This is a genomic window from Pseudomonas sp. NPDC090203 (assembly GCF_044746765.1).
In the GTDB taxonomy this organism is placed as follows: Bacteria; Pseudomonadota; Gammaproteobacteria; order Pseudomonadales; family Pseudomonadaceae; genus Aquipseudomonas; species Aquipseudomonas putida_AD.
Genome location: NZ_JBIVCV010000016.1, coordinates 1 through 21,072 on the forward strand (window position 1 = coordinate 1; position 21,072 = coordinate 21,072).

The 21,072-nt window shown below is 55.1% G+C and carries 24 protein-coding genes; 12 read left to right on the forward strand and 12 right to left on the reverse strand.

The window, feature by feature from the left end; all coding sequences use genetic code 11:
• Nucleotides 1-618: 618 nt before the first annotated feature.
• Both ACIPO9_RS23530 and ACIPO9_RS23535 read left to right on the forward strand, forming a co-directional pair.
• Nucleotides 619-1,044: a DNA methylase gene (locus ACIPO9_RS23530; RefSeq protein WP_400783827.1), complete on the forward strand. Its 426-nt coding sequence runs from the start codon at nt 619-621 to the stop codon at nt 1,042-1,044.
• Nucleotides 1,041-1,781, forward strand: coding sequence for a DUF72 domain-containing protein (locus ACIPO9_RS23535; protein ID WP_400783829.1), 741 nt, complete (start codon nt 1,041-1,043; stop codon nt 1,779-1,781). Before ACIPO9_RS23530 ends, ACIPO9_RS23535 begins: the two co-directional genes overlap by 4 nt.
• 151 nt (nt 1,782-1,932) lie before the next feature.
• On the opposite strand, the gene ACIPO9_RS23540 is transcribed toward ACIPO9_RS23535, so the two are convergent.
• Nucleotides 1,933-2,157, reverse strand: coding sequence for a DUF2188 domain-containing protein (locus ACIPO9_RS23540; protein WP_400783831.1), 225 nt, complete (start codon nt 2,155-2,157; stop codon nt 1,933-1,935).
• Between the two features lie 23 nt (nt 2,158-2,180).
• A complete protein-coding gene (gene ligD, locus ACIPO9_RS23545) occupies nt 2,181-5,636 on the reverse strand; it encodes a DNA ligase D (RefSeq protein WP_400783833.1) in 3,456 nt (1,151 codons plus the stop codon).
• A 169-nt stretch (nt 5,637-5,805) separates the two neighbouring features.
• Here ligD and ACIPO9_RS23550 point away from each other — a divergent pair, with 169 nt between their 5' ends.
• Complete coding sequence (locus ACIPO9_RS23550; RefSeq protein WP_400783835.1) at nt 5,806-6,036, forward strand: hypothetical protein; 231 nt, start codon at nt 5,806-5,808, stop codon at nt 6,034-6,036.
• 53 nt (nt 6,037-6,089) lie between these two features.
• On the opposite strand, the gene ACIPO9_RS23555 is transcribed toward ACIPO9_RS23550, so the two are convergent.
• From ACIPO9_RS23555 to ACIPO9_RS23565, 3 genes are read right to left on the reverse strand one after another with little or no spacing between them, the layout of a single operon-like run.
• Nucleotides 6,090-6,626: a hypothetical protein gene (locus tag ACIPO9_RS23555; protein ID WP_400783837.1), complete on the reverse strand. Its 537-nt coding sequence runs from the start codon at nt 6,624-6,626 to the stop codon at nt 6,090-6,092.
• A complete protein-coding gene (locus ACIPO9_RS23560; RefSeq protein WP_400783840.1) occupies nt 6,623-7,609 on the reverse strand; it encodes a methyltransferase in 987 nt (328 codons plus the stop codon). The genes ACIPO9_RS23555 and ACIPO9_RS23560 overlap by 4 nt, the downstream gene beginning before the upstream one ends.
• Complete coding sequence (locus tag ACIPO9_RS23565; RefSeq protein WP_400783842.1) at nt 7,606-8,970, reverse strand: iron-containing redox enzyme family protein; 1,365 nt, start codon at nt 8,968-8,970, stop codon at nt 7,606-7,608. Before ACIPO9_RS23565 ends, ACIPO9_RS23560 begins: the two co-directional genes overlap by 4 nt.
• A gap of 453 nt (nt 8,971-9,423) precedes the next feature.
• Between ACIPO9_RS23565 and ACIPO9_RS23570 the strand changes: the two genes are divergently transcribed.
• Nucleotides 9,424-9,684, forward strand: coding sequence for a DUF1652 domain-containing protein (locus tag ACIPO9_RS23570; RefSeq protein ID WP_400783844.1), 261 nt, complete (start codon nt 9,424-9,426; stop codon nt 9,682-9,684).
• 375 nt (nt 9,685-10,059) lie between these two features.
• On the opposite strand, the gene ACIPO9_RS23575 is transcribed toward ACIPO9_RS23570, so the two are convergent.
• Nucleotides 10,060-10,575 carry a DUF4142 domain-containing protein gene (locus ACIPO9_RS23575; protein ID WP_400783847.1) on the reverse strand — a complete coding sequence of 172 codons (516 nt, stop codon included), beginning with the start codon at nt 10,573-10,575 and terminating at the stop codon, nt 10,060-10,062.
• A 237-nt stretch (nt 10,576-10,812) separates the two neighbouring features.
• Between ACIPO9_RS23575 and ACIPO9_RS23580 the strand changes: the two genes are divergently transcribed.
• A complete protein-coding gene (locus tag ACIPO9_RS23580; protein ID WP_400783849.1) occupies nt 10,813-11,313 on the forward strand; it encodes a ferritin-like domain-containing protein in 501 nt (166 codons plus the stop codon).
• Between the two features lie 208 nt (nt 11,314-11,521).
• Nucleotides 11,522-12,424: a manganese catalase family protein gene (locus ACIPO9_RS23585; protein WP_400783851.1), complete on the forward strand. Its 903-nt coding sequence runs from the start codon at nt 11,522-11,524 to the stop codon at nt 12,422-12,424.
• Between the two features lie 385 nt (nt 12,425-12,809).
• On the opposite strand, the gene ACIPO9_RS23590 is transcribed toward ACIPO9_RS23585, so the two are convergent.
• Nucleotides 12,810-13,109: an RcnB family protein gene (locus tag ACIPO9_RS23590; protein WP_400783853.1), complete on the reverse strand. Its 300-nt coding sequence runs from the start codon at nt 13,107-13,109 to the stop codon at nt 12,810-12,812.
• A gap of 92 nt (nt 13,110-13,201) precedes the next feature.
• The gene (locus ACIPO9_RS23595) at nt 13,202-13,342 is read right to left on the reverse strand and encodes a hypothetical protein (RefSeq protein WP_341961861.1); all 141 of its coding nucleotides are present in this window, start codon (nt 13,340-13,342) and stop codon (nt 13,202-13,204) included.
• Nucleotides 13,343-13,592: 250 nt separating this feature from the next.
• Here ACIPO9_RS23595 and ACIPO9_RS23600 point away from each other — a divergent pair, with 250 nt between their 5' ends.
• Nucleotides 13,593-14,699, forward strand: a complete 1,107-nt coding sequence (locus ACIPO9_RS23600; protein WP_400783855.1) for a Gfo/Idh/MocA family protein — start codon at nt 13,593-13,595, stop codon at nt 14,697-14,699.
• 86 nt (nt 14,700-14,785) lie between these two features.
• Here ACIPO9_RS23600 and ACIPO9_RS23605 read toward each other — a convergent pair whose 3' ends face one another.
• Nucleotides 14,786-15,589 (reverse strand): EAL domain-containing protein, encoded by an 804-nt coding sequence (locus tag ACIPO9_RS23605; RefSeq protein ID WP_400783858.1) that lies wholly within the window; start codon nt 15,587-15,589, stop codon nt 14,786-14,788.
• A 149-nt stretch (nt 15,590-15,738) separates the two neighbouring features.
• Here ACIPO9_RS23605 and ACIPO9_RS23610 point away from each other — a divergent pair, with 149 nt between their 5' ends.
• Entirely contained in the window at nt 15,739-15,909 is a 171-nt protein-coding gene (locus ACIPO9_RS23610) for a hypothetical protein (RefSeq protein ID WP_400783860.1), read from the forward strand.
• Nucleotides 15,910-16,030: 121 nt separating this feature from the next.
• Nucleotides 16,031-16,465 (forward strand): DUF1810 domain-containing protein, encoded by a 435-nt coding sequence (locus ACIPO9_RS23615; RefSeq protein ID WP_400783863.1) that lies wholly within the window; start codon nt 16,031-16,033, stop codon nt 16,463-16,465.
• 33 nt (nt 16,466-16,498) lie between these two features.
• On the opposite strand, the gene ACIPO9_RS23620 is transcribed toward ACIPO9_RS23615, so the two are convergent.
• Nucleotides 16,499-16,843 carry a hypothetical protein gene (locus tag ACIPO9_RS23620; protein ID WP_400783865.1) on the reverse strand — a complete coding sequence of 115 codons (345 nt, stop codon included), beginning with the start codon at nt 16,841-16,843 and terminating at the stop codon, nt 16,499-16,501.
• Nucleotides 16,844-17,346: 503 nt separating this feature from the next.
• On the opposite strand from ACIPO9_RS23620, the gene ACIPO9_RS23625 reads away from it, so the two are divergent.
• Both ACIPO9_RS23625 and ACIPO9_RS23630 read left to right on the forward strand, forming a co-directional pair.
• Entirely contained in the window at nt 17,347-17,715 is a 369-nt protein-coding gene (locus tag ACIPO9_RS23625; RefSeq protein ID WP_400783866.1) for a DUF6388 family protein, read from the forward strand.
• A gap of 270 nt (nt 17,716-17,985) precedes the next feature.
• On the forward strand, nt 17,986-18,240 hold the full coding sequence (locus ACIPO9_RS23630; RefSeq protein ID WP_400783868.1) for a DUF1652 domain-containing protein: 255 nt from the start codon (nt 17,986-17,988) through the stop codon (nt 18,238-18,240).
• A 349-nt stretch (nt 18,241-18,589) separates the two neighbouring features.
• On the opposite strand, the gene ACIPO9_RS23635 is transcribed toward ACIPO9_RS23630, so the two are convergent.
• Together ACIPO9_RS23635 and ACIPO9_RS23640 are read right to left on the reverse strand one after the other, a co-directional pair.
• A complete protein-coding gene (locus ACIPO9_RS23635; protein ID WP_400783869.1) occupies nt 18,590-19,024 on the reverse strand; it encodes a GFA family protein in 435 nt (144 codons plus the stop codon).
• Between the two features lie 824 nt (nt 19,025-19,848).
• Entirely contained in the window at nt 19,849-20,100 is a 252-nt protein-coding gene (locus ACIPO9_RS23640; RefSeq protein ID WP_400783870.1) for a hypothetical protein, read from the reverse strand.
• A 223-nt stretch (nt 20,101-20,323) separates the two neighbouring features.
• Between ACIPO9_RS23640 and ACIPO9_RS23645 the strand changes: the two genes are divergently transcribed.
• Nucleotides 20,324-20,695 (forward strand): NUDIX hydrolase, encoded by a 372-nt coding sequence (locus ACIPO9_RS23645; RefSeq protein ID WP_400783871.1) that lies wholly within the window; start codon nt 20,324-20,326, stop codon nt 20,693-20,695.
• Nucleotides 20,696-21,072 lie beyond the last annotated feature (377 nt).

The following is a 21,072-nucleotide window of genomic DNA, read 5'->3' on the forward strand; positions in this document are numbered from 1 at the left end:
TCCGGCGCCTCGATGATCGGGTCGGGAACGGTGTCGACCTTGACGTCATGGGCACCGTGATAGGTGAGAGCTCGCATATTGTTTTCTCCGCTGTTGAGTGTGGCCTCTAAAGAGCGGAGCTATGGAGCGTCGGTTAAGTTCATGCCTTCGGATAGCCGCAACCTCGCGAGTAAAATCAGCTGGCTGGTGAAACCATTCGTTTCAGACTGTTCGTCGCTTCAAATGAACATAACGCGAAAGGCTCGGCCCAACATCCGGCGAGTGTTTCAGGGTTCTCAAGGGTCATCCTAACTTTCGCCCTTGGGGGGATGATTAAGAAGGCACATCAGCCATACCTACGACCATGTTGCTCTCCGAAACTGGCTCAGAGGATTAGGTACGGGTGCCCTGGTGGACATATGCCGCCGCTTGATTCACTACGGCTAGAGATCGGGGTGTTCATATCGAACCCCTGTGCTGGTTTACCTCGGTTGGGGCGATGGTCGTTACTGCCCGCAGGAATCCTCGGCTATGCCGATGGTAAGGAACCCGAGCTCCCTACCATCCGCCGCATCGAACTCTGCGATCAAATGGGGCGCATGGGCTCTAGTGCATCCCAGAGTCATTGAGGAACAAACGATGGTGATTGGTGCCGCAGACCTAAACATCGACCTTGCCGAGAAAGCTGAGGAGGCACTGTTCAAGTGGCTCATTGCAAGTTTTCTGATGGGGAAGAGAATTCGAAGTGACGTTGCCGCTCAGGCCTACAGGATCATCGTCGAGAAACACCATCGTGACACGCCTGACAAGCTTGCGGCATGTACGCACGGCCAGTTGGTGAGGATGCTGGGAGAGGGCCGTTACACCCGTTACGACGAATCTACCGCCAACCGACTACTGAAGCTGAGCGAGCGTTTGACGCGCGACTACGGTGGGAAAGTGCTGAACATTCTTGAGGCCAGCAAAGACCGATCTGAGTTTGAGGCAAGGCTCAAAGAATTCGAAGGCATTGGCCCCAAGACGGTTGAGATCTTCATGCGCGACGCACAACAGGTACTGTATTGAAAACCGCAGAAGTTTATGTAGGGTGCGCTGGCTGGAAGCTGGCCCAAGAATTCGCGCCTGAGTTTGAAGGCGAAGGTACGCACCTGCAACGTTACGCACTACGGTTGGGCGCTGCTGAAATCAACAGTTCCTTCTATCGGCCACACAGACCTGCAACCTACGCTAGGTGGGCATCATCGGTAGACAGCGATTTCCGCTTCTCAGTGAAAATGCCCAAGTCGATCAGCCACGAGAGCCGACTCGTGGATTGCTCAGATCTGCTTGATAAATTCTTGTCGGAGGTCACTGCACTGGGTAGCGCGCTCGGCTGCCTGCTGATTCAGCTCCCACCTTCACTCTCATTCGATGCCCGGGTCGCAGCCTGCTTCTTCGACTCGCTGAGAGCTCGCTTTTCAGGGCATGTGGTGATCGAGCCGCGCCATGAGTCTTGGGCAAACGCTAACGGGCTTCTCGTTGATCAACACATAGCACAAGTGGCGGCTGATCCTGTCAGGTTGAGTAATGGTGCGCAGCCGAGTGGTTGGCCGGGAGTTCGCTATTGGCGCCTACACGGGGCACCTAGAATCTACTACAGCGCTTATGACACGCCATGGCTTGAACATCTTGTGAAAAGGATTGAGGCGATGTCGGAGGACGTGCCGACCTGGTGTATTTTCGACAATACAGCTCGTGATGCAGCACTTGGCAACGCGCTGCTCATGCAGCGGTTGTTGAAGATCGGTGGCCGCAATGAGTAAGACCCGGAAAGGCGAGCATTCACCCTGATTATTGAGCCTCGGGTGCCAAGGCAGAGCAACAACGTCCCTGCACAACGTCCCTGCCTTGGTTACCTGAGACTAGGTGCCGCACCCATGTGTGGTTGGTAGCGTCGATAGTAAGGGAGCATGCCTATCCTTTCGTCTTGGCCGGGTCGGCTGATCTAGGGTAGGTGCGTTCTTCTTGAATCGTGCCGTCCTCCTTATGAATTTTCAGTGAGGCGGTTTTACCCTCTAGAAATTCGCTGGCGAGCGAGGTGATCTCGGCTTTGGTCGAAGCGGTTTTAGATGCACGGTCAGCGCCTTGCTTCGTGAGTGCCCAGCCTTTATCGGTTTTGGTGATGTGGTAGTTGTCCATTGTCTTTGTCCTCGTGTTATTCGCTATTTGATGCCTACCCGCCGACGCATGTCGGCGGTGATCGTTTGCCGGGTGGTCGGCAGGTCTGCCCACGGATCGCTGTCAAGCTGCCCCAAGCGTTCATGAAGGTTATGAATGTTCCAGACGTTGGCACCTTTTATCTCAAGCAGCTCCTCGCGAAAGATGGGTACCGATACCGGAAGCCCCTCCCGCGTGCGGACTGAGTAGGCGCTGATCGTCGTGGCCCCCAGGCCATTTCGTAGGTAATCGATAAAGATGCGCCCCACGCGGTTTTTCGGCCCCGAGACGGCTGAGAAACGATCTGGCAGCAGCTTGGCGATGTGTTTGACGATGGCGTGGCTGAAGCCCTTCACAGCCTCCCAGTCGCCCTTGGGGGTAAGCGGCACGACCAGGTGAATGCCTTTGCCGCCACTGGTCTTGAGAAAAGACTTGAGTCCCAGTTCATCGAGCACCGCCAAGGTCAGTTGAGTGGCTTCCACCATGCTCTTCCACGGTAGCGAGGGGTCGGGGTCGAGGTCGAGCACGAAGCGGTCGGGCCGCTCCAGATCTTTGGAAACAGCGTTCCAGGTATGCAGCTCCATCGCGCTCATCTGCACGGCCCCGATCAGGGCTTCAAGATTGTTGATAAGCATGACCGGATGGCCGGTGTACTCCTTGCCCATCGTCTCGATGCCCGGGATTGACAGCCGATCAGCGTTTTTCTGGAAGAACAACTCGCCGGTGATGCCCTCGGGCGCCCTGACTAGCGCAACAGGGCGTTGCGCTAACTGCGGTAGCAACCAATCGGAGACGCTGATGTAGTAGTCCGCCAAGTCACGCTTGGTCGATCCGCTCGTGGGATCAATGATGCGCTCGGGGTGGGTTAAGCGGATCTTTCCTGACGTCGATCCGGCAGCAGACTCTGATTTTTGAGTTGGGGCGACCTTGGCGGTTTTGCTTCGAGAGGTTTTCGCCGCTGGGGCTTTCTCGACGTCGGATGGCGGAGCAGGGCGTTCTTCAGTGATGGACTTGGCCGGCTTGTCCGTGCGCAAGCCGTGGAACACCGCGTGTCTGACTGAGCCATCCTTGGTGATTTCAGCGAACGCCACCTCGGCCAGCAACTGAGGCTTGAGCCAGTGCACACCCTTGGCCTCGAAGCCCGTAGGTGGATTGACCACGGTCGCTTTCTTTACCTCCAGCGGGACGAGCTGATGGAAGATGGTGTTGAGTGTCGCTTCATTAAAGCCTGTCCCGACCTTGCCCGAAAAACGCAGTTCGCCGCTGTCGGCATCGTGAAGCCCCAGCAGCAGCGCGCCGAATTTGCTCCGAGCGCCCTTTGGCTCGGTGTAGCCGACCACCACGAATTCCTGCCGGCGTTTGCATTTCAATTTGATCCAGTCGCCGCTGCGCCGCGACACATAAGTGCTGCCGACGCGTTTGCCGATCAGGCCTTCCATCTTCATCTGACAGGCACTGTTAAGTAGAGCGTCGGGGGCCTCCCCAAAGTCCTCAGAAAAACTGAGTATCTCGTCCTCGCTGGCTTCCAGCGCTTTGGCCAAGGCGGCGCGCCTTTGCTCGACCGGCACCTCGCGTAAATCGATACCGTTGAGGAAGGGCATGTCGAACAGGTAGTAAACGATATTGCCGCTGCGCTCGGATTCGAATGCGTTCTGCAAAGCCTGGAAGTCAGGGACACCGTCCTCGTTGGCGACCACCATCTCGCCGTCCAGCCACGCAGAGGCCAGCCCGAGACTGGCGATGGCTTCGGCCTGGCGCGGGAGCTTGTGCGTCCAGTCATGACCGTTGCGGGTGAACAGTTGCACTTTCCCGTCATCCACCCTGGCCATGACCCGATAGCCGTCGAACTTGATCTCGTAGCGCCAGTCGCCGTCGGGGGCTGACTCCACCAGCGTCGCCAGCTCCGGTTTAAGAGTATCGGGGAGGTCTGCCGCCTGTGCGCCCTCAAGCTTGGCTTTCGCAGGCCTTTTCTTGCGTGCTGGCACCTTCTCGACGGGTTTCGGCTCGGCAGCTTTGCCACCTCTTTTCTTGGCCACGATTGTCCGTTCGCTCAACACGCTGTCGGGCTGTTCCTTAACGATGTCGTAATCCGATTCAGCACGGGCAAACTCGTCCTGATGCTTGATCAGGAACCATTGCTCCTGTTTGCCGGGAATATGGGTCTTCACCAGGTTCCATACGCCGCCAAGCTTCTCGCCCTGCAACTCGAACTTCAGTCGTCCCTTGGCGTAGGCTTCGGCGGGGTCTGACAATGGCTTCCAGACGCCCCGATCCCACACGATGACATCGCCAGCCCCGTAATGGCCCTCGGGGATGCTGCCTTCAAACGTCGCGTAATCGATGGGGTGATCTTCGACATGCACGGCTAAGCGTTTGGCTTTGGGGTCAAGGGACGGGCCTTTGGGTACGGCCCAGCTCTTCAACGTACCATCCAGCTCCAACCGAAAATCATAATGAAGCCGGGATGCATCGTGCTTCTGAATGCAGAACTGAAGCGCTTGATCGGAAGCTTTTTTCTTTGAGCCACGTTTGTGGTCGCTGCCGCCGGCTGGCTCGGACGTGGCGTTGAAGTCACGTTTGCGGTTGTACTCTTCAAGGCTCGATTGGGTTTTGCCGTGAGCTGGCAGCGAGGCAGCGGATTGGCTTTTCTTCCGGGTTTTATTTTCCGGCTTCTGTGGCGCATCCCCGATGCGAATCCAGGTGGGTGCGTGATCGCTCGCGTGCTCTTCGCCGCGCACCCAGGCGTCAACACCCGCATCTTGCAGACGGGGCGCCAGTACTGGGTTCAGCAGGAGGTGATCGATGCGCAGGCCGGAGTTTTTCTGCCAGTGCTGACGAAAGTAATCCCAAAACGTGTATACGCGCTCGTCCGGATACAGGTGCCTAACCGAGTCGATCCAGCCTTGAGCCAGCAGCCGGCTGTAGCATTCGCGACTCTCGGGCTGAAGCAGGGCGTCTTTGAGCCATGAGCGTGGGTTGTAGATGTCTTCGTCAGACGGCACCACATTGAAATCCCCGGCCAGCACGACTGGATGTTCACTGGCCTGCAATGATTCCGCGTGCTCGATCAGGTGTTCGAACCAACGAAGCTTGTAGTCGAATTTCGGGCCGGGCTGAGGGTTGCCGTTGGGCAGGTACAGGCAGGCGACAATGACGCCATGGGCCGCTGCCTCGATGTACCGCGCCTGGGTATCGGCTTCCTCACCTGGCAAGCCCTTGTGGATCAGCAATGGCTCGGAATCCCTCGCCAGAATGGCAACGCCGTTCCAAGAGGTCTGGCCGAGGTGCAGCGAGCCGTAGCCTGCGGCCTTAAGGTCTCGTGCCGGGAACGCTTTGTCCGGTGCCTTGAGTTCTTGTAGGCAGACAATGTCAGGCTGCTCGCGGTCAAGCCATTGCAGCAAATTGGGCAGTCGGGCGCCGATGCCATTCACGTTGTACGTGGCGATCTTCAGGTCTTGCACCGTTGCGTACCTTCCAGCAGTCCGAGCCTACTCATGTGAGGGTTTGCAGGGGGAGGAGTTCGCGATTTATCACGAGGCAATGACCGTTCGAGAACTTCATCGAACGGGAAGCACAAAGCGATTTCGAAATCTGTAGATCGCGACTCTTTCGTGGTCGAGCGAGGTGCTTATGAACAGTTCCGCAATACCCGGTGATGACAGAGATGCCAATGACGCCATCGAGCCATTGGAACCAGGTCGTCCTGACGTGATGCCCAATCCGCCTCCTGGCAGCGACGAGGGCGACTCTAAGGACAACGAACCGGCGCCAATCCTCGATGGCGACATCTTGGTGGACGAGGACATGTCAGACGTAGAAGCCAACGACTCCGTGTCTCAGGAGCATCCACCGCAACGCTGATGGTGAAGGCGTTAATAGTGGTTAAGGGCCGTCTTTCAAAGGCGGCTTTTTTATCAGACTTTGATCGCGATGAAGTGAATCAGCGCTGAGAACCCGCCAAGCAGAATCCACAGAGTGAAAAAGATCCAGGGTGAGCGCATCGAAAACTTCAGTGCATCCCGATACCCACGCTGATTGGATTCCCGTTTAGCGAACAGGGGGGAATCGTCGTACGCATCGCTCATTTTGGGCTGGCTTTGCAACAGATTGCTTTGCTTCAGATACCAGTGGTCGATGATCTCGTACGCAGCTTTTATGCCCGACCAGGCATGCAGAGAGGTGATCAGCCCCAGAACTGACAAAAGAATTGAGACCACCAGCGAGAAAATGTCGCCCCATTGCGGATTGATGTTCGCCATGGAGGAGCAGTAGGCAATCACCAGAAACGACTGCGCCCCCAGATAGGCGTTTGTCCGACTGGAGAGCATGGTCGTTTCGTACTGAATTTCCTTCCGATAGAAGTCCAGCCGATCTTTCAGCGATCCGAACATGATCGCGTCAGAAGCATCCTGGACGTCAGCCTCTGATCGCTGGGTGATGATTTGGCTCATGAGAGCCTGGTCACCGTCAGAACCACCGCCGCAATGCGTTCGGCCTGGGTGTAGTTTTCAGTCTCAAGCTCTTCACCGAAGACGTCAGGGTCAACCTCGCGATACGACCACGTGAAGCCTGGCAGATCCACAATAGGTCGGGCGTGCTCAAGGAACAGATCCACACCATCAATCCAGGGTGCGCCGGTGTAAAGCACGAGACTGCCGCCTGGCGTCAGACGATGTATGGCCTGTTCGACGATGCGGACGGAAAGAGCAGATCCCAGCCGCTCTCCGCCATGCCGGTAGGCTCGTTTCTGGGAGTCCTGCATGTACGGCGGATTGGCGACGATGAGATCGAAATCTCCCGATGCACTGTCGAGCAGATCGCTGTGCCATGCAGAGACGTTCTCTGTCTCAGCCAGTGCCGCATTCACTGCTGTGAACCTCAGGGCCGTGGGATTGATGTCCAATGCCAGTACCTGGGCGTCGTGCCTAGCCTCGGCGATGAGGATGGCGCCTGCACCGCTGCCGCAACCGATATCGACTGCCGTGCGAATGGGATGAGTCGAGGTGCGCAAGTGTTCTTCGATGGCTTGGGCGAACCGATAGGTATCGGGGCCGAAAAATACCGAGTCATGGGCCACGGTTGGAAAGCCTGAGTGGACAAAAAGCGTGTCTCTCAGACTCGACCATCTGACGTCGCTGATCCACAACCCGGCATGAGCCCTGATAACACCGCTGTCAAGCAATGCCTTGAGCTCGGCATCAGGTAGTAGCTGTGATTCAAACGGACGATTCCAGCCGAAAATGCCGCGCAAATCCCGGGCTTGCCGATTGTCTTCACGTTGGTTATTGCGTTGATGGGTCAGCGGCGTGACGGTCGTGAATTGATACCCATCTGCCTGAAGACGCCGGCCCAGTTGTAGCAAGGCTACGTCGTGTGTCTGGTCTTCCAATACGGCGGCAGCGTTTGAGGTTCTGAATGCAGGGGACTGACTCATAGCGCTAACGTTCCTTCGGCGAGTTGGCGAGCGTAGGCTCGGGTGGCGTGCAAACCCTCGGGAGTGCAGTGGTGGGCAGGCGAAAGCAGATCGATCAGACGAGATGTTGAGTGGGTGGCCTGCGCCGCAGGGGTAGTCTCAGCGGCCTCGGCTCGAGGGCGATTGCGAAATCGTGATCGGAATGGATTGGCTGGCTTGGCGGCGCCCGTTTCTTTCCAGTCCCCGGTGATCCAGTCTTGCAACAGCTGCATTTCATACCCGCTGAACACGCCGAACATCACAGCACCGGGCCCATCAATCAATTGCCAGAAACGACTCTGCGACGGGTTTTGATGGCGTTTGATCCAGCCCTTGTTTTCAAGCGCCGCCAGGAATGCCCTGCATTGCCCTGGCTTGGCCAGCCACTCATTGACCGTCAGGCCCTCTAGACGGCAGTAATCGGAGTGCATGTATTGGCCGAAGGAACGTTTGCGCTCCAACATTGCCACCACTTCCTGTTCCAGATTGAAGGAGCCAATGACGGCTTGGGTGCCTTTGCCCAATTCATTTAACAGGTACCCGTTGCGCAGTCGCGCGATGAAGTCTGGTCGAGATTCGTCATTCGGGAGCAGATCGAGCACGGTCTTGACCGCTTTGTGCGCGTGGCCAGTGCTGGCGTTATCGATGGTGACGTGGAGGGTGAAGTAATAGGGGTCGATCCCCAGTTCGTTGAGTTCGAATGCCGTGATCAACAGATGCAACGGCAGCTGCTCATAGCCCAGGTTGTAGCCTAACAACTCAGGCAGAAACTCATCGCCCAGATGCCCCAGCGCTAACTGAATGGCGCCTTGGAGGTAGTACTCATCATCAAGCGTTTCAGTTGGTGCACAGTCATGATCTGCCAATAGTTTGCGGTAGAGCACAACATGATTCAGTGCCGGCTCCCCATCCCCAAGCTCCTCCAGATAGGTGCGAATCAGGTCGCGATAGCGCCAGTCATCAGCGTGCGAAACCGAGCTGTACAGCCAGGCACCGTCTACCAGCTTGGTGGGGGCCACATGCTGCAGGAAGTACAAGGCGTGAGCTTTGTTGCTGAAGAATGTTCGACCGTGGCCTGCGCGCCGACCTTCCAGGTACTCGCGGTACGAAGCTGCCACCTTGTTTGCACTCGCCTCAATCCATTGCGGGAGCCCATTGAGGTCGCCGGGCAACGCATCAGGAAAAGCATTCGCTGATTGCAGCTGCTTCTCCAGAAAAAGACGGAGTTGGGCCGTGTCTGCGCGATGAGGCTCATGCAAGAGCTTGTGATAAACGTCAACAGGTTCGGACGAACCTGCAGGGGTGGCAGTCAGGCGGTCAGCGACACTTCTAAAGGAAGTCATGGGGGCCTACATAGGTCTCTTGGTATGTAGGTGAGAGAGAGGGTTACAGCGATTAATTCAACGTAATTTGTCCGGCATGGACGGGTGACCGCTTCTTCAAGCGAGAAGTTGATCAGCCACCTTTCGTCGCTTCTGTGATTGTCGCGAGCGTTTCCTCCATTTCCGACAGGCAAGCCTCCAGACGCTCGAAGCTAAGGAGCAAGCTCTGTCTTGAATCGACCGTCTGATGTCCCGAAAGCTCATGAATCTGAGACATGCGCAATTTAGCCAAGGCTCGAATCGTACGTCGTAGAGCCTTCAAATGCGTCGCGACTGCCTTTTCAGGGCTCACCTGTATTGTGCTCATATGCCCCCTGCTGATCAACGATCAATTTTCACGCCCTCTCTACCGCCGAAAGATTGAATCAAGACCTTCGCGTTGCAGTCCACCGCTCACATAACAAGGAAATCACCATGGCTATTTCACTGCTCGAATTACGTCACATCATCGAATCGGGTTTCTTGCCTCTTCAGTGTCGGTGTACCTCGCCTTCAGCCAACGAACTCACCATTGAGATTATTGACCGAACCACAGGCGCCAATTTCGTCGTGGGTGGGATTGATGTGGCCACACTGGGCACAAGTCGTGCGATCTCGGAGCTGATTGCGGAGCTGCGAACTGAGTTCGGTGGCCTCTCACAAGGCGATGAGCAGCTTTCTGCCAAGATCGCATGAGGGGATGAGTAGGATTGAAAGGGGAGAGGACACCTTATTGGTCATCAACCTCAAACCTGATCCACCCACCGGTACCATGCTCCAGGTAATCAGTAATCTCTCCCGTCACTGATGGGCCTGCAGACGTGCAAATCTGTACCTGCCTAAACACAGTCGGTCGGTTCAAATGGCCTACGAAGTCCACTACCCCCAACCCTTTGGGATACTCGGCTCTGAGCTTGATAAACGCTATGGTGTGAAGACGGCGGAGGGGGATTTGATCATCGCCTGCGGACACGCAAAGCGACGCGATACCATCGTAGGAAATGACCATGGGCGAAATCCTTTTCTACATTGAGTAAAAGCGCCGCGCATTAAATGGCGGCGCATCTGGTCTCAGTTCGCGGCATCACCACCATGAGCTTTTGCCAATGTCTTGGCATGCTCCAGATGGGCTTTCAACTTCGGTAGGGTCTCGGTGGCGAAGGCTTTGAGATCTGCATCCTTGCCATTGGATGCTTCCTCTTCGAAGAGAGCAATCGTCGCTTCGTGGGCCTTGACCTGATTATTGGCATAGGCCTGGTCGAAAGACTTGGCGCTGCGCAGCTCCAGGATCATCGCCTTAGCTTTGTCGACCAGCTCGGCACTGTCCGAAACTTCAAGGTTTTTCTTGTCAGCAATGGACTTGAGCTTGGAGTTCGCGGCTGTATGGTCTTTGACCATCATGTCCGCGAAGCTTTTGACATCCGCAGCGCTTCCTTTCTCTTGTGCAAGCTTGCCAGCCTCCACCTCAGCCACGCCTTTAGCGGAGGCGTCTTCTACAAAATGATCGTTGTCCTGCGCCGCGAAAGCGCTTTGCGTGCCCAATCCGATCAGCAGGGTCAGTGCGCAAGTATTTAGTACGTTCGCCATTATTATTTTCCTCACCGTTCCATGATGGGCATGAGCGCCCATGCGCTTGTGAGCAATGACCATCACGAACGTTCACCCTATTTCGTCAACGGTGGGTTTATAAGGCACTTTTAACCACCGGTCGGTAACACCTTTAGTTTCCAGAACATCCGGCGTTCGCGTCAGGTCGAGTCATAACAGGGCGCATGATTTACCGCGCCTGCTTTTTCAAACGGGATTCAGTAAGAGGACTTGCTCATGGCTAGAACCACTGTGGATGATCTGTTTATTCATGAACTTTCCGACGTCTATAGCGCGGAAAAGCAGATTACTAAGGCACTCCCACGCTTGGCGCGCGCCTCCACTAACCCAAAGCTCGCAGAAGCCTTCACCTCGCATCTTGAGGAGACTCAAGGTCAGATCGAACGCATTGACCAACTCGTCGAGCAAGCCGGGCTAAAGCTCAAACGCATGAAGTGCGTCGCGATGGAAGGCCTCGTAGAGGATAGTAAGGAATTGCTAGAGGAGATCGAGAAAGGCGAGGTGCTGGACGCCGCACTAATCGGGGCCTGCCAGAAGGTTGAGCACTACGAGATAGCGAGCTACGGCACGCTGATCGCGATGGCCAAACACCTTGGAATGACTGACGCTGCCAATCTCTTGGCCGAAACGCTGGCAGAAGAAAAGGCCGCCGATGAGAAGCTTTCGGCCATTGCTGAGGAGGGTGGTAACCAAGCAGCGACGCTCGCTAAAAAGTGATGGACTGCGTCATCGCCATTTTAGTGTCGCGAACTAACTTTGAGACGGAACCTATACAAAGCTGGAACTATGTATAAGTCGAGCACACTGAGTTTAGTAGCGGCTAAGCAGCTTTAAGTTTGAAGTTGATTCCTGAGTAGTAAACCGTGAGCGATATCGGGCTTCGGCCCGAATTCGCCTAAAAATAGCTAGGGATGGGAGTAACAACATGTTCTTACATAACAAACGTTTGCAATATACCGTGCGCGTCGCTGAGCCTAATCCGGGTTTGGCGAATCTTCTTCTGGAGCAGTTTGGTGGAGCTCAAGGTGAGCTGGCGGCTGCCACTCGCTATTTCACCCAGGCGCTCGCCGAGGAAGACCCAGGTCGCAAGGATCTGCTCTTGGACATCGCCACCGAAGAGTTGAGCCACCTGGAAATCATCGGGTCGATCATCGTCATGCTCAACAAGGGCGCCAAGGGTAAGCTGGCCGAAGGCGTTCAGGCAGAGGGCGAGCTTTACCGCGATATCAATGGTGCTGGCAATGATTCACATATCACCAGCCTCCTATACGGGGGAGGCGCGCCTTTGGTGAACTCGGCAGGCGTTCCTTGGACTGCAGCGTACATCGACACCATCGGTGAACCGACGGCGGATTTCCGTTCCAACATCGCTGCAGAGGCCCGTGCCAAGATCGTCTACGAGCGCTTGATGAACGTCACCACCGATCCGGGAATCAAGGACGCGCTGGGTTTTCTCATGACTCGCGAGATCGCCCACCAGCTCTCTTTCGAGAAAGCGCTGCATTCGATCCAGCCGAACTTTCCGCAAGGCAAGCTCCCCGGCATGCCGGAATTCAGCCGCACCTACTTCAGCATGTCCAATGGCGAGCCGAACGTGCGCGGGCCGTGGAACAGCGATGCGGAATTTGAGTATGTTGAGAATCCCCATCCAGCAGTCGATGGTGGCGATGGGACGGCGACGGTTGAGCTCAGTGAGGATGATTCAGTGACCCTGACAATGCTCAAGGAGCGTACTAAGTCCGATCTGACCTCTGATCCTGTAACAGGTGCAGATCTAGGTTCTGGCTTAGGTCAAGGGTCTGAGAAAGACATCGATCCAGCTTTGTAATACCTGAGAAGGCGGCAACTGTAGCGGTTGCTGCCAGCTTAATGACTGCTTCGATCAGGACAAAATCATGGCCATTGAATCTGGAAGTTCATCAATCAAAAAAACCGGTGTACAAGCACTCATATCCAATGAGCTGAGTCGATGTGCCCGCAGTTTTGAATCTCAGGCCACCGCCAGTGTGCGTGGCTTGCACACCGCTTTGTTTGTACACCGCTTCAAACGAGGATTGCTTGGCCGGTCGTAGCCCGAGCCAGGCGTTTTTGCCCGTGTTTTGCACGGGTTTTTTTGATGGCAAACATCTGTGCCCAGCATTGCCAGTTCAGCCAATTAGCTCCGTTAATGCAGATCTACGCGTTAGAGACGCGTGCTTGCGCTCCGTCTCGTCTCATTTGTTGACCATTTCCTTGATGGTGCCTGTAGGCACACTGATCAAGGCATATTTGCCTTTAATTTGTACCCACTGCTCGTGCTCACCAGGCGCCTTCAAGTGCCGACTTTTCCAGTCTTTGACTTCCATACTTTCACGTTGGTACTCATCAGGTACGGGATCTCCAACCTTGTATTCCCTGTCCCCCGTTCCAGGGCGATCCAGCGTGACGCCGGGATCCTCAGCCGCGTAAGAAACGCTTGAAACTGCGCAAAGTAGGGTGAGGGCTACAGCTGCCATTGGTCGTTTGCACGGCATAGGTTATTCCTTCGGTGGGTAAATTCTGAAGATGTTCGGTCGTGAGCGTCGGTAACCCCGCACTGGAACTGAGGGGAAGGACACGGCAGTAGTTAGCGGTACAAGGTTGACGCGGCCTCGACCGTCAACAGGGTCACGCCGGCGCAGAAAATCACCATTCCCAACATTAGCCTTGGGCGCGAGATGAAGCTGGCCACAGCTTTGGAGTTTTTGAGGTCATCCATGGTTTGCATAATGTGTGCTCCACCTGATCGGATGCAGGGTTATCTGAACGTTGCCAGCAAGTCCTGGTGTTGACTCACTTAATAAAGTTGATCGACCCAGCCCGGTATCGTTCCGAGTAAAAGATCACCGGATCACCGCTACCAGCAGCCCGCGCTTTTCGAAGCAACCTCCTGGCTCTCCACTGACAAAGATGGAACCTTGCCGGGCCAGACTTGCCCATTCCCTGTGTGATCAGTTGAGACTCGACAGGAGAATGAGATGCCCAGCTCAGATGGAAAGATTCGGTATGCCGTTGTGGCAGGTGGTTCAATTTCTCAGGGCGCTTTCATGCCTGGTGTTGGCCAGACTGATAACTCAGTGATGACAGCCCTTGTCACAGGGGATCCGGTCAAGGCACAAGATCTGGCATCGATCTATGACCTGAAGTCTTATTCGTATGCTGAGTATCCCGAGCTTCTGGCTTCCGGTGAAATCGACGCTGTCTACGTAGCGACACCGAATTTCCTGCATACCCAGTATGTGATCCCCGCGCTTAACGCCGGTATCCATGTTCTTTTGGAAAAGCCCATGGCAACCACCGAAGCCGAGTGCCAGGACATGGCCGAAGCTGCAGAACGGACGGGCGCGAAACTCATGGTCGCTTACCGGCTGCATTGTGAGCCCGGGACGCTTGAGATGATTGAACGTGTGCAAAAGGGTGAGTTTGGTGACCCTCGGGTGTTCACTTCGACTTTCGCGCAAGTTGTTAAAGCCAGCAACCACCGCAACAAAAATGGTTTCGCCGCTGGCCCCGTGGCGGACATGGGGCCTTATCCCTTGAACATGGTGAGGAAGCTTTTCAACGCTGAGCCCATTGAGGTCATGGCATTAGGCTCAAGGACGTCAGGCTCCCCGCTTGACTCATGGGACACAGTGACCGTCTCGCTGCGTTTCCCGCAAGAGCGGCTGGCTCACTTCACCGTGAGCTACACGCTGCCGGACACTGAGCGCTTTCAACTCCTCGGCACCAAGGGCGAGATCGAGGCATCGCCATGCTTCGGGTACGGCAAAGGCGTGGCGATCAGTTACCGGGCGACGATCAACGGCGAGACCAGTGAGCATGTGCACCCGGTTGTTGATCAGTTCGCTGGCGAGACCGCGTATTTTTCCAGCTGCATTCTCAATGACCAAGCACCTGAGCCTGATGGCGAAGAAGGATGGCGGGACGTGCGGGTTGTGATGGCGATTGAGCGAGCGCTGGAAACCGGGCTGCCGCAAAAGTTGGAGCCATTAGCGGCAAGACGCTTGCCTCGGAGCACGCAGTGTCGAAAGTTGGCGCTGGCCGACGTGCCTCCCTTCATCAATACCGAATCGCCAACTGAGTGATCGGCGAAGCCGACGAGTGAGGCACAGGTCATCACCCGTCGGCTTACCAATTGATAGTGTTGGACTCCTGGTCTTCGGTGCCCAGATCACGTCTCGGGGGGTGAAGCGATCAGTGATTGAGGCATGGTCTGCAGTTCGCCTACAACAGGTTTGGCAAAGAGGTAGCCCTGCATGAGATCGATCCCCAGCGCGAGCACAGTGTCACGTTCCTCGAGCGTCTCGATGCCTTCCGCCACGACCGTGATTCCCAGCCGCTCAGATACCAGCACGATGCCCTCAACAATGGCGCGTCGTACTCCATCCCGGTCAATACCCCGTGTCAGCGCCATGTCGATCTTGAGAACATTCGGCTGAAACATCGCCAGGAAATTCAGGCCTGAATACCCTGACCCAAAGTCGTCGATTGCGGTAGTGAAACCTTGGCGCTCGTACTCCTGAAAAATAGATTTCAGATGATCAGGGTCATCGACTCGTTCACCTTCGGTTACCTCAAACATCAGACGCTCAACTGGGAAGTCAAACATTCGTGCAGCTTCCAAGGTCGCACGAATGCAGGTTTCGGCCCTGTACACGGCATTGGGAAGGAAGTTGATGCTGAGCTTGCACTCTGGGATGGCGGGTAAGCCCAAGTCCGCTGCAAGCTCAATGGCCCGCACGCGGCATGCCTGGTCAAAGCGGTATCGGTTCTGGTCATTCACCAGTCCCAGAATGCTGGCAGCGGACTCACCATTGAGACCACGAACAAGGGCTTCGTAGGCATATGGCAAGCCTGTCCTGACGTTGAAGATTGGCTGGAAGGCCATGGTGAAGCTAAAACCCAGACTATCAAGGTTTCGACATTCGGCGCACCCAACGGACTTGAATGGGGCCACCGGTATTTGTTCTGCCATAGAGGTTCCTGATTTGACGGTTCGCCGCAGTGCACTTTCGTGTAATAGCCCAGACTCTTACTGTGGTTGACTGCAAGTCTGCCTGTCGCGATCAGGTTGAACGTACGCATTCGCGAGACTTCTAAACCTCAACACTAGGAGGACTCACCATGCAGCCAAAAACTGAAGGCTTTGAAGAGCAAGGCCCTAGCCGCGTCCCATTCATCAATGATCCCCAAAAGCCTTCTTCTAAATCCTCTAACAGGAATGGTGAGTCTGTTGAGGCGGACGACGAGAATGTTGAGCCTGATCCCGATGGCGGAATAGACACTGACCAGTAGAACAACCAATCGGCGTAGTAGGCATGGACTATCTAAGCCGGGTGCTTTTGAGCCCCGCTTGCTGCCGATGGGAACGGCGAAGGTATACGCGTTGCCTGATACCACGCCTAGGAATCGCAGCATGAACGACTCTTTTAATCTCTCGCGATTTGTTGAAGCGCAGCGTCCAGTTATCAGCCGGGTCATGGATGAACTGCGGTCAGGCCGAAAGACGAGCCATTGGATGTGGTTCGTTTTCCCCCAGTTGAAGGGGTTGGGCAGAAGCGAAATCGCGATGCGTTTTGGCATTACCGGTATGGAAGAGGCACGTGCCTATCTCGCCCATCCCGTGCTCGGGCCGCGACTTAATGACTGCGTCCATACGCTGTTAGAGCATGGCAATTTGAGCGCATTCCAGATTTTTGGCACGCCAGATGATCTCAAGCTGCACTCGTGCCTGACATTGTTCAACGAGGTTGCTTCGGAACCCGCCGTGTTTCAGCGAGCGCTCGATCAGTTCTTTGGCGCAGAGCCGGACGACAGAACAATTCATTTGCTTCATGCGTCCCGTGAGTGATCTTGTTGGAACACAACGGTCTTCTTGGATTTATCAGTTATCACTGCGATGCGTCGCGACATTTACCCCACATGAGTCCGGGTCTTCCTGCCGAATCGAGACAGAATCCGGCTGATCAACCCGTTCTACCGCCGCCACCCAAGCGCTTTTGATCTCAACCCGCATTGCTGCCTCTTCCACAGAGGTCACCAGCTTACTCTCCACCAGATGTGACAGCAGGGCAGAGCAGCGTCGGTAGCAGTCAGCAGCCAAATGAGAATCCCGGCTCAGCTGAAGCTTTAGAAGCGCCTGCCGCCATTGGATATTGCTCTGCGCGGGTTCAGCCTTTCGTAAATCTGGTGATGGTTCTGCCAAGTGCCGACTCTGTTGACCAGTCATTTTGGACTTCTCATGGCTACTGCATAATCACTTAACCTGCGCTTTTTCCCTTGGAAGAGAAAGAGAGGCATTAGGCCATACCAATATCCGGCATATCTGTTCTAGGCGCGCACCGCTAGCTCTAGAGGCTCATCCCTGGTTGGGCGATACGTCGGTTCTAGGCGGAGATGGGCGAAGTATTAGCGAATGTCTTACACACTCTTCAGCACATTGGCCGTTTACGGCGAATGGCCTCAGGCATAAATTGGATCCATCAACTGGAGTGCAGGAGTGCTTCAGAGGTCAAGGATGATCTGCCATCGGCCAAGGCGGCCTCTGACAAGATGTTGGGATGGTGTTGATAGAAAAGAACCCGCCTCGGCGGGTTTTTTATTGTTCAAACACTCGGTATTGCATGCTTCTGACCTCGCTCATGTGCAGGTACCGCTAGGCGCCTAGGAGACGAGTTGCATGTAAGTTCAGGCGCTGCCGATTGAGATCCAGTGCAAATCAGGGAGAAACAAATGCCGTTCACGAATCATAGTGTCGCCAAAGCGCTCGAGATTTTCATCAGTCGCAACGAGAAGCTTCAAAGAGAGCTGGCGAACTTGAGCCGGCACCCTGGCGGGTTATATGTCGAAGAGCTTCGCGCGAGGCACGCACAAGCTGCCTACCTAAATGCGGTCGAGGAGCAGGGCACCAATCCCTACGACTTCGCGTTGCGCTTCTTAGCCAGAACCCCGGCTGAACTCGAAGAGATGCGAGAGTCACGCCGCAAGGAGCTTCGTCAAAACGTTCAGTGCGGGCACGTATCCAAGGGTGAAATCCTGCAGGGCAATGCCAACGACAACTTCCAGCCCGCCACATCACAGAGAGCTTTGGGTGCCCGTTGATCTCAATGGTCTGTAGTCGAGCTTTCGCGAATCCCCGACGATTTGACCAGGCAGACAACGAGCCAGGTGATGAGGCTTGGCGCAGAATTATCGCGGCTGCCCTCTTCTAGAAACGACCGCAGGCGTGAACGTTTTGCTGGTCACATTTGGATACCCTAATTCGCCGGTTTGTCTCTGACTCTCTGCTAAAACAAGGTGAGGCGCGTGCGTCAACCAATGAGCCGCGTAGGCTCGCCGCACGCCCCAAAACAATAACAAGGAGTGTTCTTCATGGCTCTATCTGAGCTTGAGCTGCGCCATATCATTGAGCGTGGCTTCTTGCCCCTTCAATGCAAATGCATCATTGACTCGCGCGGCGATCTTTCAGTCGAGTTGCTCGATCAATCGACAGGCCAGAACCTGGTAGCAGGTGGTATTTCCCGGTCTCAGTTCGACTCATGCCGTGGGATCGCCAACTTCATTGCCGAAATGAAAGCGCAACTGGCGATACAGGGTGCAGGAGAGATGGTTTCGCGGAGGGGGTGACCTGTCGTTGAGCGCTCAGCCACGTTCCTTATCGAGTATCTCGTGCAGCTCTGCCCAAGGCATTGCTGCCACCTCGTCCTTGGCCTTACAGTCGTCCTCATGGGTAAATGACTCACCACTTTGAGTTATTGGCTGGCCACGCATGCACCCGGTGCATACGACGACTCCTCCGACCAAAGCCCAGGCCGCTGACCAATGAATCATGCGTTGATTGCTGTCCATGCTGTCGCATCCTTTGCGCCAATGATCAGTCTCAGGCTAAGTCTGTCAGCCGGTTCTGTATACGCTCAAACAGATGAACTCATGCGGGGGCATGGCTGGGCTCGAGGAAGCTAGGTGAAGTTGGCGGTCACCGATTGGACGGCACAAAACTCAAGACACCTACAATCTCGCTGCCGCCACGACTTACTCGGTCGGATGGGTGATTCACTCCATTGTTAACGGGAATCTCCTCAAAATCGAACGGGCTGACACCGTCCAGGCATGAGGCATTGATCCCGAGCTGGTGGGGATCGGATCGTCGCTGGTGGTGGGTGTAGATACCGCATCTGGAGCAAAAAAAGTGCTTCGCGATGTGGGTGTTGAATTGGTAGAGACTTAAAGCTTCCTCGCCAGATATGAGATCGAAGTCTCCTAGTGATGCCGTTACAACGACCGCTCCTCGCATGCGGCAATAGGAGCAATCACAGCGGCGAGCAGTCTTCAGGCCCTCGGAGATTCTTACTTGGAAGCGCACTGTCCCGCAGTGGCATGAGCCTTGAAATTCAGACGGTTCATTGTTCATTTGATCTCCTCCTCAAGTTACACAATGCAGGTTGTGGTGGTAGGGGCAGTCGCCGATATGAGGCCGGAGACCTGAAGCTTGTTCGAAGATTCTAGAGCCATTCAGTTCCGTGATGGCCTTTGCGTTTTATCCTCGCGGGACTAGGATCATGGTGCTGCCACGCGGAGAGGACACGATGCATCCGAAGCTACAGAAGGTTGCCGCCACATTTGGACTGATCATATTCGGAGTGGGTGCGGCGTATTCGACCCAGTTTGTAACCAATGAGGTCAGGTACCTCTATTCCAGGTTTGAGCCTTCTGTCGAAGCGTTTTCTCATGATCAGTTTGCTTCGTGGGCGCCGTCGGACTCGGCATTGAATGTCTCAGCAGATCTTTCACCAGAGGCTATCCGAGAGGCCTTGAACACACGGGCGCCGTCCACGGTTACCTCTCGTTCGATTGCTTCGCAGTGATACGCCAGCCCCCATCGCTCCATGCATAAGTGATCGGACTGCGCTGCGGAACCCAAGGAAACCATTCGTCGGCAATTTCGCTAATGAGAATGGTTTAAAAAATGGATTTCACGTTTTGTTCACTTCTGGTCGACTACGGTGACATCTACTCCTTTTGAATCCCTTTAAGCCCGCCACTCCTGCGGGCTTTTTTCTGCCTGCGATTCCCTCAAATCTATGGTGGGCTATCGGATGGCTCGCAGGACTGCTCGTCTGAGATCTGGCACCCAACCGATCGGAAGGTCACCACTGCTGTCGAATCTCAAGGTTGCCAAGAGGTGGCGACCGATATCATTACCGTGGACGCAGTTGAGGCGCAGAGAGACTTGTCTTAATGCATGCTCAGCTTCACGATCATTCCCGTCCCAGCTTCCTTGGCGTGCCGGCGCACTTTGTCCTCTGCTTCCTGAATCCCTTTCGCTAGGTCTATGAGCACCATTGCCTCAGCATCCTGCCCTGCTTCAGCCAAGCGAACCGCAACTGATAAAAGCGAAGTAGAGGAGCTTTTCAAGGTAACCGCGACCTCACGCATGCTCCGAATCAGTTCTGCGGTTGGTGCATTCGTGTGGCCAAGTTTGTTCACAAGTCTTGATCCCAAGGTGCGTGGAGAATGTGTTGTCAACGATATCGGGGTCTGGCATGGGAGTGGCACTCCTCGTCCCTGACTCGATGAAATGGCAGGGAGACTCTCGGTGAGTCGCCATTATGGCTATGCTCGTTCATGTAAGCAGCATCTGTTGCAGCTGTGGGCTCTTTCCTTACGGTCGGAGTGGCTCTAATCAGAGCGAGATCGTTCAGGAGGTTCAATGAAGCAGCGAGCTACCGTCATCTGTCGTCGAGGGCGCCAGTTACTCTTCGTTCGCCGGGCCGGATCGAGATGGAATCTCCCAGGAGGGCGCCCCATGCGCTCTGAATCTTTGATGAAAGCAGCTTTCAGAGAATTGGAGGAAGAGACAGGTTTAAAGCCCAATGAAATGGTGCTGATTGCGAGATTTGAGACCCTCACCGTCGAGCATTTCATATTCATTGCAGACTTCGACAAGGATTATTTTGCACCGATGCCTTTAAGCGAAATTACCGAATGTCGGTGGAGTACCGATTATTTGACGAGCCTTAAGCTGACAACAGATTCAAAATTGATTATCCGGACATTTCGCAACGACATCAGGTCAATCTGACCGCTACCCTGGGATCATTGGCAACGGTGAAGTGATGGATCGTTTGAACCATCGCAGCCTCTCGGACAAGCCACGCTTAAGCATAAGTAGGAGGCTGAGTTCGCACTCCCCAAACGTGTGATTGTTCAGGCCTTTCCCTCCTTCATTGAGAGGGAGCCCTGCAAGCAAGTGTACGGGGCTGACCTGAATTGCCCCTCATATAAACGGTGATCGGTAATGAGCCTGAGGCTGGACGCCCAAGCGTCTTGCAACTATTTGGGGAGATGTTCCGATAGGCAGTCATGGCAAGTCGTCGTATTTTTGAGAAACTCAGGCTCACCGCGCCTCGAAAAGAGGTTCACCCAGTAGCACCCCTTACATCAACCACATTTTGAATT